The sequence below is a fragment of the Brevibacterium sp. HMSC07C04 genome, assembly GCF_001815905.1.
Taxonomy (GTDB): domain Bacteria; phylum Actinomycetota; class Actinomycetes; order Actinomycetales; family Brevibacteriaceae; genus Brevibacterium.
Genome location: NZ_KV823236.1, coordinates 48,806 through 60,707, shown reverse-complemented (window position 1 = coordinate 60,707; position 11,902 = coordinate 48,806). Strand labels below are relative to the sequence as shown.

At 62.4% G+C, this 11,902-nt stretch carries 10 protein-coding genes; 2 read left to right on the top strand and 8 right to left on the bottom strand.

Going from position 1 to position 11,902, the window contains the following annotated elements; genetic code table 11:
• Positions 1 to 70: 70 nt before the first annotated feature.
• From rplI to HMPREF3162_RS01330, 8 genes are all read right to left on the bottom strand, one after another.
• Positions 71 to 529 (bottom strand): 50S ribosomal protein L9, encoded by a 459-nt coding sequence (gene rplI, locus HMPREF3162_RS01365; RefSeq protein ID WP_070575975.1) that lies wholly within the window; start codon positions 527 to 529, stop codon positions 71 to 73.
• Positions 530 to 546: 17 nt separating this feature from the next.
• The gene (rpsR, locus tag HMPREF3162_RS01360; RefSeq protein WP_070776683.1) at positions 547 to 786 is read right to left on the bottom strand and encodes a 30S ribosomal protein S18; all 240 of its coding nucleotides are present in this window, start codon (positions 784 to 786) and stop codon (positions 547 to 549) included.
• 73 nt (positions 787 to 859) lie between these two features.
• Entirely contained in the window at positions 860 to 1,474 is a 615-nt protein-coding gene (locus HMPREF3162_RS01355) for a single-stranded DNA-binding protein (protein WP_070575978.1), read from the bottom strand.
• Positions 1,475 to 1,515: 41 nt separating this feature from the next.
• The gene (gene rpsF, locus HMPREF3162_RS01350) at positions 1,516 to 1,806 is read right to left on the bottom strand and encodes a 30S ribosomal protein S6 (protein WP_019174235.1); all 291 of its coding nucleotides are present in this window, start codon (positions 1,804 to 1,806) and stop codon (positions 1,516 to 1,518) included.
• 118 nt (positions 1,807 to 1,924) lie between these two features.
• Positions 1,925 to 3,211, bottom strand: a complete 1,287-nt coding sequence (locus tag HMPREF3162_RS01345; protein ID WP_070776681.1) for a hypothetical protein — start codon at positions 3,209 to 3,211, stop codon at positions 1,925 to 1,927.
• 3 nt (positions 3,212 to 3,214) lie between these two features.
• Complete coding sequence (locus HMPREF3162_RS01340) at positions 3,215 to 5,494, bottom strand: transglycosylase domain-containing protein (RefSeq protein ID WP_070776679.1); 2,280 nt, start codon at positions 5,492 to 5,494, stop codon at positions 3,215 to 3,217.
• Between the two features lie 271 nt (positions 5,495 to 5,765).
• Positions 5,766 to 7,478 (bottom strand): AMP-binding protein, encoded by a 1,713-nt coding sequence (locus HMPREF3162_RS01335; RefSeq protein ID WP_070575986.1) that lies wholly within the window; start codon positions 7,476 to 7,478, stop codon positions 5,766 to 5,768.
• Positions 7,479 to 7,524: 46 nt separating this feature from the next.
• Positions 7,525 to 9,042, bottom strand: a complete 1,518-nt coding sequence (locus HMPREF3162_RS01330; protein ID WP_070776677.1) for a CCA tRNA nucleotidyltransferase — start codon at positions 9,040 to 9,042, stop codon at positions 7,525 to 7,527.
• 81 nt (positions 9,043 to 9,123) lie between these two features.
• On the opposite strand from HMPREF3162_RS01330, the gene HMPREF3162_RS01325 reads away from it, so the two are divergent.
• Together HMPREF3162_RS01325 and HMPREF3162_RS01320 are read left to right on the top strand one after the other, a co-directional pair.
• The gene (locus HMPREF3162_RS01325; protein WP_070776676.1) at positions 9,124 to 9,609 is read left to right on the top strand and encodes an NUDIX hydrolase; all 486 of its coding nucleotides are present in this window, start codon (positions 9,124 to 9,126) and stop codon (positions 9,607 to 9,609) included.
• Entirely contained in the window at positions 9,606 to 11,870 is a 2,265-nt protein-coding gene (locus HMPREF3162_RS01320) for a DUF6049 family protein (RefSeq protein WP_070776674.1), read from the top strand. Before HMPREF3162_RS01325 ends, HMPREF3162_RS01320 begins: the two co-directional genes overlap by 4 nt.
• Positions 11,871 to 11,902: the final 32 nt, after the last annotated feature.

Here is an 11,902-nt window from a genome sequence, read left to right as displayed (position 1 = left end):
GGTGTCAATCCCGGCTTCTGCTTTAAGCCAGCAGGCTGCAACTCAGCGCCCCGGCCCGTCTAAGCCAAAATCAGGCCTTGCCGATCACGTCGAACTTGGCGTTCGCGGTGATTTCGTCGTGCACGCGGACGGTCGCGGTGTAGGAACCGGCCTCCTTGATGTGCTTGGGCAGGGCGATCTGACGGCGGTCGAATTCGTGACCGACGGCTTCCTTCAGTGCGTCAGCAACTGCGGTGGTTGTGACGGCACCGAACAGACGGCCGCCCTTGCCGGCCTTCATTTCGATGCGAGCGGTGGTCGCCTCAAGCTTTTCCTTAAGGGCGATTGCCTCTTCGCGGTCAGCAATCTGACGAGCCTGACGTGCCTTGCGCAGTGCTTCAACCTGCTTTTCGGCACCTGCGGTCCAGGGCTGAGCCCAACCGCGGGGCAGAAGCAGGTTGCGAGCGTAGCCAGCGCGAACGGTGACGACGTCACCAGCAGCGCCCAGGCGGTCAACTTCCTGATTCAGGATGAGTTTGATGTTTGCCATTTTCGTTACCCCTCCGATCAGCGAGCTGAGCTCGTGTAGGGCAGCAGCGCCATTTCGCGGGCGTTCTTAACAGCCTTGGCGATCTTGCGCTGTTCCTGCACAGTCACACCCGTGACGCGGCGAGCACGGATCTTGCCGCGGTCGGAGATGAACTTACGCAGAGTTGCAGTGTCTTTGTAGTCGATGTAGGAGGTCTCACCCGCACCCAGCGGGTTAACCTTCTTTTTCACCGGCTTCCGGATTTCCGGCTTTGCCATTTTTAAACTCCTGTTGAAAATATGCGTCGAAACAGACGGCGCAGAAGCTAAACGCTAGAAGTCAAGCAGCGGATCAGAACGGGGGTTCGCTTTCAGTGGGGCTTCCCCAGCCGCCACCGCCCTGATTCTGGTTGGGATCGGATGCGGCCCAGGGGTCATTCTGCTGGCCGCCGAAGCCGCCTTGCTGACCACCGCCGTAGCCGCCCTGGCCACCACCGGGCTGTCCGCCCTGCTGGCCCCAACCGCCGCCGGTCTGCTGGCCGCCATAGCCCTGACCGCCGCCATAACCGCCTTGCTGACCGCCGCCCTGGAATCCACCAGAGCGTTCGACCTTGGACACCTGTGCTTTTGCGAAGCGCAGGCTGGGGCCGATTTCGTCGACGTCGAGTTCCATAACGGTGCGACGCTCGCCTTCCTTCGTGTCGAAAGAACGCGACTTCAGCCGCCCCTGAACGATCACGCGGGTGCCGCGGCTGAGTGATTCAGCTACGTTTTCAGCGGCATCGCGCCACAGGGAGCAGCGCATGAAGAGGGTTTCACCGTCGCGGAATTCGCCGGCTTTGCGGTCGAACATGCGAGGAGTCGAAGCGACCGTGAAGTTGGCAACCGCAGCACCGTTGGGCGTGAACCGAAGTTCAGGGTCCGAGGTGAGGTTGCCGACGAGTGTGATTACTGGATCTCCGGCCATTCTGACTCCTTAGCTGAACGCTGTCTGTTGTTCGAAAGTGATTACTGAGCTTCGGGACGAAGGATCTTGGTGCGCAGAACAGCCTCGTTGAGGCCGAGCTGGCGGTCGAGTTCGTGTGAGGTTTCCGGCTTCGCGGTGAAGTCGACGACTACGTAGTAGCCTTCGGTCTTCTTGTTGATTTCGTAGGCGAAGCGACGGCGGCCCCACACGTCCACGTTGTCGACCGTTCCGCCGTCAGCGGCAACGACCTTGAGCAGGTTTTCAACAGTGGAGTCCACGGAACGCTCTTCGAGTTCCGGTTCCAGAATGAGCATGAGCTCGTACTTACGCACGTGTAACCCACCTCCTTTGGTCTGAAGCGGCCATGGTCTTTCCATGGCAGGAGGGTATGTGCAGTGCTTCCGTCATAGCCCAGTTCTACACTGAGCCCATGACACAAGCCGTTCCATCTTAGTCGTTGACTCTGATTTTGCGCCACTTTGCGGCAAGCAGCCACACCAACAGGCCTGCGATTGCCATCCAGCGCAGCGCCGTGAATACAAACAGCCATCCCGGTGCGAGCCCCTTGCCGGGGTCGATTGCATCGGCGTCTGACAGGTTGACCGCGATGAACAGCGCGGCCTCGGACAGCATCCAGAAGAAATGCAGGACGAGGCTGTGCACGGCTGCCGCTGCAAACGGCACCAGCCACAGGGCCTCCCCCACACCGGCACGAGGCGCCGTCAACAGTGCCGCTGCCAACAGCATCGCTGTTATCGACAAGGGGTCGGCGCGGGTGCCTCCACGCAGGAAGAGCACAAGAGCCGCGATCGCCACCGCCGCAATGAACACGATCAGCGCCGACGTGTTGAGAACTGCACTCTCAACACGGTAGGCCGCCAGCGAGTAGAGCGAGCCGCGGTCAATGCCGTCGGTCAGCCACACCTGGATTCGCCCGATGATCCTGCCGTCGACCACTACCAGCGCCCCCAGGGCAACCATGAACAGTCCCGTGACGGTCAGAGCCGACTGTGTGAAGCCGCGCAGCATCGCGGAAATGCACCATCCGATGACCACGACAACAGCCAGCGGGCTGATGACAGCGGCCAGAGCGAACATGATCGCCACCACCGCCAGAGGCGCCAGCGGCTTGCGCTCCGGCCCTTTCGCAGAGAGCCCCTTGCCAGACGGCCCCTTCGCAGAGGGCACCTCGGCATCCGCCACACGGCCTTCCCCAACCAGCACGAGTGCCCACAGGGCCAGAGCAAGTCCCACCGGGTCAAGCGACTGCCCAATGGAAAAGAACACCACGGGCGACAGCGCAAACACGGCAAACCACGACCGGTCCCCCAGCAGCTGCAGAAGGGCCATGCCCGCCAGCAGAAGCGCAGCGAAGTTGAGAACCAGCAGAATCGCCATGCTCACTGTCGGGGAGAAAGCGGCGCCGAATCCGAATACGAACCACTCGGCAGCAGGTCCGGTCAGCGCAGTGCCAGTGCGGCCCGGCGCTTGCGGCCACCCGGTGCCCAGCAGCCCGTTGGCGATAGGCGACGCACACATGCGGTAGGAGGCATGCGGCATGCCCCACCCTGCGGCAATACACGGCACCTGACGCAGAATGCCGGCCAGGCCCACGCACCCCAGCAGGGCAATCGCCGCTGCACCCTGAAAGCGCAGATACGCCCTGCCGGGGGCGCCGAGGAACTTTCCCCGACCTCCCCCGAGCAGGGGCGCTGCGACATCAGCCGGTGAGCGCACGGGTCAGTTGCCGCCCTGCGAATCCGGGTTGGGGTTCTTCGGCGGGTCGTCCTTCTTGCGCTTCTCCTTCTTGTGCTGCTCCGGTTGCGGCTGCTCGCGCTCCTTGGGGTCCTGCGGGTTCCGCTTTTCGATTTCGTCCGGCAGCTCGGTTGGGCGTTCCAGCTGTCGGCCCTTTTCGGGACTCGACTCTTCGTCCGGGGTGTTGATTTCCGGAGCCTTAGTTTCCTTCGGCTGTTTTTCGCTGCCGCCTTCATCCCGAGGCCCGGTCCGCGGGCGCTCGGTATTGCGCGGCTGTTGGGGAACTTCGCGCGAACCGCCGCTCTTGTTCTCCGGCTTTTGGACATTCGGCAGTTCGCCCCGCTCGGGGAACTGCTCGACATCCATGCCCTTCATAGCCCCCTGCATGTATTTCGTCCACGCAATCGTGGGGTACGAACCACCGGTAATCGACCCGCGTCCGCCGTAGGACCCAATGTCAATGGGAACGCCCTTGTCGTCATACCGGAAGATCGACACGGCTGTCGCCAGCTGCGGGGTGTAGCCGACGAACCAGGCCGACTTCGAATCATTCGACGTACCCGTCTTGCCTGCAACGGGACGACCCAGGTTCGAGGCGTAGCTGGCAGAACCGCCCTGCACCACCTGGGTCAGCGCGTAGGTTGTTTCGGCCATGACGTTCTTGTCGAACTTCTTTTCGCCCTCATTTTCGGCCTCGTAGATCGTTTCGCCGTCGGGGTCGACCGTTTTGACCACAAAGTGCGGTGTGCGGTGAACACCCTCAGCGGCGAAAGTCGCAAATGCGCTGGCCATCTGCAGGGTCGTGGGGCTGGCGGTGCCGAGCACGTTCGAGGCGTTGGAGTCCAGGCCCTGCGTGTCCTCCGGCAGCCCGGCGCGCACGGCGACGTCCTTGGTCTTCTCCGGTCCCACGTCGATGTTGAGCTGGGCGTAGGCGGTGTTGATCGAGTTCTGGGTTGCCTTCAGCAGTGTGACCTGGCCGTAGGTCTTGCCGCCGTAGTTCTGCGGCGCCCATGTACCCCCGCCGGGCAGCTGGAAGGTCTGCGGCGAACCGGTGAACGAGTCATTGAGCCGGAAGCCGTTTTCCAGGCCCGCCACCAGGGTGAACGGTTTGAACGTCGAACCGGCTTGCGCGGTGTCCTGCGTGGATGAGTTGTGCATCCGTTTGAAGTAGTTCTTGCCGCCGTAGATTGCACGGATTTGGCCGGTCTTGGGGTCCACGGAGGACAGCCCTACGTGCATCCCGGATTTGAGTTTCGGCAGGTCTTCCACGGATTCGACCGCCGATTTCATCATCTTCTTGTCAATACCGGTGTGAATCTGCAGTCCGCCGCGGTCAATCTGTTCGTCGGTGAGGCCTGCGTTGGTCTTCAGTTCGTGGCGCACCGAATCCATCAGATAGCCGGTTTGGCCCTTGCGTTCGTTGTCTGATTTGGGTTTGTGGAACTTGGGCAGTTCCATCTGGTCTGCTTCTTCCTGCGTCAAGTAGTCCAGGTCGACCATGTTTTCGATCACGTAGTCGAAGCGGTCCTGCAGGCGCGAGGGATCTTCGGCCGGGTCTTTTGCCCCCGGCGTCTGAATCATCGCTGCGAATGCCGCAGCTTCTTCGACCGTGAGGTCCTTGGCGTCCTTGTCGAAGTAGGACTGTGAGGCCACCTCTACTCCATAGGCACGACGGCCCAGGTAGATGGTGTTGAGGTAGTTCGCCATAATCTGGTCCTTGGACAGTTCCTGGTCCAGCTTGATGGCGATGAACATCTCCTTGACCTTGCGCTTTAAGGAGAATTCGTTCGTCAGGTAGTAGTTCTTGACGTACTGCTGGGTGATTGACGAACCACCGCCGGCGTAGTCGTTGGTGACGATGCCGACCGCGGCGCGGAAGATGCCCTTGATCGAAATGCCGCGGTTTTCGTAGAAGCTCTTGTCTTCGGCGGCCTGGGCAGCGTGCGCCATGTTCGGCGAGATCTCGTCGGGTTTGAGGATCTTGCGGTTTTGGTCCTTGAAGGTGCCGATGACATCGTCACCGCCCTTGTAGTAGACGTACGAGGTCTGACCTGCGGCCTGCGCGTTCGGCTCTGGGATGGGTGTGAGCGCGTAGCCGACGGTGAAGCCGGCAATTGCCAGCAGGAGTGCACCGAGCAGGCCGAGGCCCCACAGGCGAGCGGACGGCAGCCATCGCGTCCAGCCCTGTTTGTTCCTCCTCGGATAGTTGAGGAAGCGGCTGGCACTGGAACTCTTTGCCGCTGCCTTTCGCTGAGCAGTGGACACAGTTTTCCCCCAATACGACAAATCAAATCATTTCAGTCAACCACAGTTCACTGTGAGTCGTCCTAAAAATGTGCCGAATTTCATTCTGCCGTGTCTTCTTCTGTGACGCATCTCAATCACGAGGCGCCGCCGGCTGCCGCTAGCGTCTCACCCGGGTGCTGCCCGAGTGGCAAAGCCGACGGCCGGTGCGCAGGGCACCGGCCGTCGGCACTGATCTGATCACACGAGCGCTGTCACGCCCGGCGGTTCAGGGTTCTTCAGTAGAGGCGGTTCAGCCTTTGAGTCCGGGAAAGTCCGTGTCTGCCCATTCCTGAGCGGTGACGGTGGCTTCGCCGAATTCGGGGTGGAGTTCGAGTTCGCGGGTGCGCAGCTCAACACGGCGGATTTTTCCGGAAATGGTCTTGGGCAGTTCCGTGAACTCAATGCGGCGGATGCGCTTATAGGGTGCGAGCGTTTCGCGGCAGAACTTCAGAATCGATTCCGCGGTGGCCGCAGTGGGCTCCCAGCCCGGGGCGAGGACGACATACGCCTTCGGCACTGCTAGGCGCACTGGGTCCGGTGATGGAACGACTGCAGCTTCGGCAACCGCTTCGTGTTCGATGAGTGCGGATTCGAGTTCGAACGGCGACAGTCGGTAGTCGCTTGCCTTGAACACGTCATCGGCTCGACCCACGAATGTGATGTAGCCGTTTTCGTCTTTTGCTGCGACATCCCCGGTGTGGAATACGCCGTCGTAGAAGGCTTCTGCGGTTTTGACTTCGTCACCCCAGTAGCCCTGGGTGATGCCGACCGGGCGCGGGTCGAGAACAGCGCACACTTCGCCTTCGTCGCCGAGTTCGCCGGTGGCAGGGTCGCGCAGCACGATGTCATAGCCGGGCAGCGGGCGGCCCATGGATCCGGGGACCATTTCCTGACCGGGGGAATTGCCCACCATGAGCGTGGTTTCGGTCTGGCCGAAGCCGTCGCGGATGTCGGTGCCCCATTCGGCGCGAACGCGCGAAATGACTTCCGGGTTCAGCGGTTCGCCGGCTGACATGGTCTTCTGCGGCGGGGTGGGCAGCAGGCTGAGATCGGCGTGGATGAGCATGCGCCACACGGTCGGTGGAGCGCAGAAGCTGGTGACACCGACCCGTTCCATGGTCTTCATGAGCGCTGCCGCGTCGAAGCGGGCGTAGTTGTAGATGAAGATGCACGATTCTGCGATCAGCGGGGTGAACAGGTTCGACCACGCGTGCTTGGCCCATCCGGGTGAGGAGATGTTGAGGTGAATATCGCCGGGCTCCATGCCGATCCAGTACATGGTCGACAGGTGTCCCACCGGGTACGAGGTGTGGGTGTGGGCGACCATTTTCGCCTTCGACGTGGTGCCGGACGTGAAGTACAGCAGCAGGAGGTCGTCGGCTTTTGTCACGCCGTCAGCCTGGAAGTCTTCCGAGGCGCCGGTCGAGTCTGCGTAGGCGAGGTCCTGTTCGCGCTGGGGTTCGCCGCCGACGACGATCCGCTTGAGGTCGACTGCGACATCGTCGAATTTCGAAGCCGAAGGGCCTTCGACGACGACGTACTGCGCTTTGCCGCGGTCGGCGCGGTCCTGCAGATCGATGGGGCCCAGCTGCACGGTGGTGGGCATCAGGACAGCACCGAGTTTGATGCCGGCGAGCATGGTCTCCCACAGCTCAACCTGGTTGTTGAGCATGACCATGACGTGATCGCCGCGCTTCACACCGGCTTCGCGGAGGAAGTTGGCCACCTGGTTGGAGCGACGGCGCAGCTTGTCATAGGAGTAGATGTTCTCCTGACCGTCTTCTTCGACGATCCACAGCGCGGGATTGTCGTTGCCGTCAGCTACCTGGTCGAACCAGTCCAGTGCGAAGTTGAACTCCTCAAAGCGCGGCCAGGTGAATTCCCGGCGGGCTGCTTCGAGGTCGGTCCGATACCGCAGAAGCGTGTCGCGAGCTTCGCGGAAAGTGGTGGTGACGTCGCCCATATGGGGTTCTCCTTCTGTGATCTGGGCCTCTTTGCCAGGTCTAAGACTAGCCCGCTTCCGGCTGTCCTGCCCACCAGGCCAGCAGAGCAGCCTTGGCCGTGTCGAAATCGGTTGGCCCGTTCTCCATCCGCAGCTCCAACATGTGCTTGTACGCCCGGCCTACAACCGGCCCGGGTGCGATGCCCAGAATCTGCATGATCTGCTGTCCGTCCAGGTCAGGCCGGATGGCGTCGAGTTTTTCCTGTCGCTGCAGGTTTTCGATACGCCGTTCGAGGTCGTCGTAGGCCCGCGCCAAACGGTCTGCTTTGCGCCTGTTGCGGGTGGTGACGTCGCTGCGGGTGAGAATGTGCAGGCGGGTCAGCTGGTCGCCGGCATCAGTGACGTAGCGGCGGACTGCAGAATCGGTCCAGCCGGCGTCGCCGTAGCCGTAGAAGCGCAGGTGCAGCTCCACCAGGCGGGCCACCCGCTTGGTGGTTGCGTTGTCGAAGGCGAGTGCGCGCATCCTCTTGCGCACAAGCTTCGCGCCGACAACATCGTGGTGGTAGAAGGTGACCGCGCCGTTGGGTTCAAAGCGGCGGGTGTCGGGTTTGCCGATGTCGTGCATGAGAGCGGCAAAGCGAACCGTGAAGTCCGGGACCGAAATCCGCAGCTGCGAATCGGCCGGCAGCGGTTCGTCCGCTTCGTCGTCTTCTGCCGCCGCGGCATCTGCTTCGGCCTGCTTGCGGGCGTAGCGCTCTTCGAGTTCAACGGCCTGGCGCAGCACCGTCAGCGAATGCCGGTAGACGTCCTTGTGGCGACCGTGTTCGTCCTTTTCTTCCCGCAGGCGCGCAACCTCGGGCAGAAAAACATCTGCAAGGCCCGTGACAACAAGCAGGTCAATGCCCTTCCACGGTGCTTTTCCGCAGATGAGCTTGACCAGTTCGTCTTTGATCCGCTCGGCCGACACAATGTCCATTCGCCCGGCCATATCGGTCATGGCTTCACGGACGTCATCGGCGAGCTCGAAGTCCAGCTGAGAAGTGAAGCGGGCCGCGCGCATCATGCGCAGCGGGTCGTCGCTGAAGGAGTCCTCCGCTTTTCCGGGAGTGCGAATCTTCCCGGCGGTCAGGTCGTCAAGCCCGCCAAAGGGATCGACGAAAACACCTCCGGGCAGGCGAACGGCCATCGCCCCGATAGTGAAATCGCGGCGCACAAGATCGTCATCGAGGTTGTCTCCGAACGCCACTGCCGGCTTGCGGGACTCGGAATCATAGGCTTCCGCACGGTAGGTGGTGATCTCAATCTGCCGACCCTTCTTGACCATCCCGATGGTCCCGAACTTCTTGCCGATATCCCACCACGTGTCCGCCAGGTCGCGGATCAGCCGCACAATGTCATCCGGCCTGGCGTCAGTCGTGAAATCGAGGTCCGGCATGTCCCGGCCCAGCAGAGCGTCGCGCACAGAACCGCCCACAAGAGCCAGTTCAAAACCGGCATCGGCGAAGGTCCGGCCCAGAGGACCGAGCACATCGTCCAGTTTCTCGAGTGCCTCAGCCAGTCGAAAGTGCGCTGTCGCTGCGTCCACGCAGACCTCCTTTTTTGTCCCGTACAAGGGTACCCGCGCTCTCACAGAACCCGCGGAGACCTGAACGGTAGGGTAGAACTCATGATTCGACCGCTCCCCAAACCGGGACCCTTCCCGGCACGCTCGCAGGCTGTGGAGGAAACCTCCGCCGGCGGGCTCGTGGTCGATTTCTCATCCCGCGGCCGCGACGTCGCCGTCATAGCCCGCATCAACCGGGCCGGCAGGCTCGAGTGGTGCCTGCCGAAAGGCCACCTGGAAGCCGGCGAAACAGCAGCCCAGGCCGCCCGCCGTGAAGTTGCTGAGGAAACCGGCATCGAAGGCAAGGTCATCGCACCCCTGGGCAGTGTCGACTACTGGTTCTCCGCCGCCGGATTCCGCATCCACAAAGTTGTGCATCACTTCCTGCTGCGCGCCGTGGGCGGGGAACTCACTGTCGAAAACGACCCCGATCACGAGGCGGTGGCAGCCGAGTGGGTTCCCTACGCTGATCTGAACGAACGGCTGTCATTCGCCAACGAACGCCGCATCGCCCTTGCCGCCGGCCGACTCCTTCGATACCCCTCATGAAGATCATTCGCCCCATCGCCGCTGCGGCAGCAGCGGCCCTGACAGTCCTGCTGGGAACCACTCCCCTGCCGACCCCTGCGCACGCCCAACCCGCGCAGGAGCAGACCTCCGCCTCGGCAGAAGAACAGGGCACAAACCGTGCGGAAGAGCCCGGCATCGAGATCACCTCGATCACCCCGTGGCTCGACGACAAGGGCACCCTGTCCATCACCGGACACGTGCGCAGCGGAAAGAAGGAACTGAAACAGCCCACGCTTCAGGTGGGCATGTCCTCCCAGATTCTCAATTCCGCCGAAGCCGTCAACGGGTGGGCGCGCAGCCCCAACCCCCACCGGTCGCTGACGAGCATCGCCCCGGACTTCAAACCGGAAGCGGGCGATGACCCCATCACCGCCAGCCCGCTGCCTGAGACCATCAAAGCCAACACCACGGCCCGCTTCAGCGTGACAATCCCGGCTGCAAAGCTCGGGCTGTCAGCCAAAGACCCGCTGTCCGCGTGGGGCCCGCGCGGCATCCGCGCAGCCGTGACGACACAAGCCGGCGCCTTCGAACAGCCGACAACCGCCTACACCACGTGGTACCCAGAACCGAAAATCGACCAAACGCAGCTCGGGGTGGTCATCCCCGCCACCATCACCCGCTTCGGCCTCGACGGGAAGTACGTGCCCCAAGAGCTTGAAAAAGCCGCCGCCGGAGGGGAGCTCAGCGACCTTCTTGACGCGATGAAAAAGGCACCGGACGCTGCGATCGCCGTCGACCCCCGCCTGCTGCTGAGCATCAGCAGCACCCTTGAAGCCCATCAGAACTCCGAACAGACAGAAGCCACCGGCGGAAGCGAAAATGGCGAAGCCGCACCGGGCGAATACAGAGAACTCGAAGCCTTCTGGAGCGAGTTCCGCGAAGAGCTGACCAAACACGACATCATCCCGCTGCCCTACGCTGATGCAGACCTGCGCAGCGTCCGGGCCGTCGGCGAAGCCAAACTGGCCGATTTGGCACAGGCCGCTTCCCGACAGATAGCAGAAGCGGTGCCAGAACTCGAAGGCAGCAACCGGATTCTTCGCTACGCGTGGCCGGCTGCGGCCGGAGCCGACAGCAAAACCCTCAACACGCTCCACTCCACCGGCCACGATGCCGTGCTGCTGAGCGAAGACCAGCTGCCGACCAGCGCCTCTCACACGGCGAATGCGCGCGCCCAGCTGACCATTGATGATCTCGGATCGAATATCCCCGTGCTTGTGACCAACCGTCACCTCAATCAGGCACTCGGCATCACCGCACCGACAAGCTCCGGGGACGAAGGACCTGCCGACAGCAAAAACAGCAGCACGCAGGCAGCATCCGCGGCAAGCCCGCAGTCGCCCAGGTCAGCTGAAGACATCAGCCGCGTTATTGCTTTGACCGCCGCAATCACCGCCGAACGTCCCTTCGATCAGCGCTCCATCCTCATGAGCCTGCCGCGCCGCACAGCAGAATCCGACTGGGCACAATTAGCCGCCATGCCACAGGACCTCCCCTGGCTGGATCCCATCAGCCTGCCCCAATTGGAAAAGACCGATAAATCCGACCGCGAAGCCTTCCAATCAGCTCAGACGACAACCCTGCCGGCCCCTACGATGGCGCCCCTGCCGGGCCTGTACAAAGACATCGGCGTCTTCGATTCGCTGTTCGCCGATCCGGGCGAAGCCCGCACAGCCGATTCGCGCATGCTTCTGACCTGCGCGTCTGTCGGCTGGAAGAACCAGCCGAAGCATCTCAGCGAATGCGTCGCAAGCGCATCCCAAGCCGCCGAGGGCTTCGGCGGTCGCATTGGCATTGAACGCGGATCAACCGTCCTTCTGGTCACCGGCGAATCAACGACAATCCCGATTACGGTGCACAACAATTCGACCCGCACCGCCAAACTCGCCGTCAACCTGCGCCCCGAAACGGCACAGCTGCAGGCCGAAACCTCCCCCACACAGACAATCGGACCCGGCGAACACGCTCGCTTCACCGTCCCCGTCAAAGGCATCGCCAATGCCGACGTGCCCAGCCGCGTCAACCTGGTAGCCGAAGACGGCACAGTGATCCCCACCGACGAACAGATGTTCGTGCGCGTCCGCGCCGACTGGGAGAACATCGGCACCGCAATCGTCGGGTCCGGTCTGGCGATCGTGTTCATCGTCGGCCTGTACTTCTCCGTACGCCGCGGACGGCCTAAGCTCCCCCAGAGCCAACTGGAAGCAGCCGTGGCACGAGCAGAAAGCCAAAACGACTAGTCTGCTGTGCTTGTGGCACCAGCACCTGGCGC

Bases quoted from the DNA above. Each gene is read 5' to 3' on its own strand.
- rpsR (WP_070776683.1), bottom strand. From the start codon at position 786: ATGGCAAAGCCGGAAATCCGGAAGCCGGTGAAAAAGAAGGTTAACCCG.
- HMPREF3162_RS01320 (WP_070776674.1), top strand. From the start codon at position 9,606: ATGAAGATCATTCGCCCCATCGCCGCTGCGGCAGCAGCGGCCCTGACA.
- HMPREF3162_RS01335 (WP_070575986.1), bottom strand. From the start codon at position 7,478: ATGGGCGACGTCACCACCACTTTCCGCGAAGCTCGCGACACGCTTCTG.
- HMPREF3162_RS01355 (WP_070575978.1), bottom strand. From the start codon at position 1,474: ATGGCCGGAGATCCAGTAATCACACTCGTCGGCAACCTCACCTCGGAC.
- HMPREF3162_RS01325 (WP_070776676.1), top strand. From the start codon at position 9,124: ATGATTCGACCGCTCCCCAAACCGGGACCCTTCCCGGCACGCTCGCAG.
- rplI (WP_070575975.1), bottom strand. From the start codon at position 529: ATGGCAAACATCAAACTCATCCTGAATCAGGAAGTTGACCGCCTGGGC.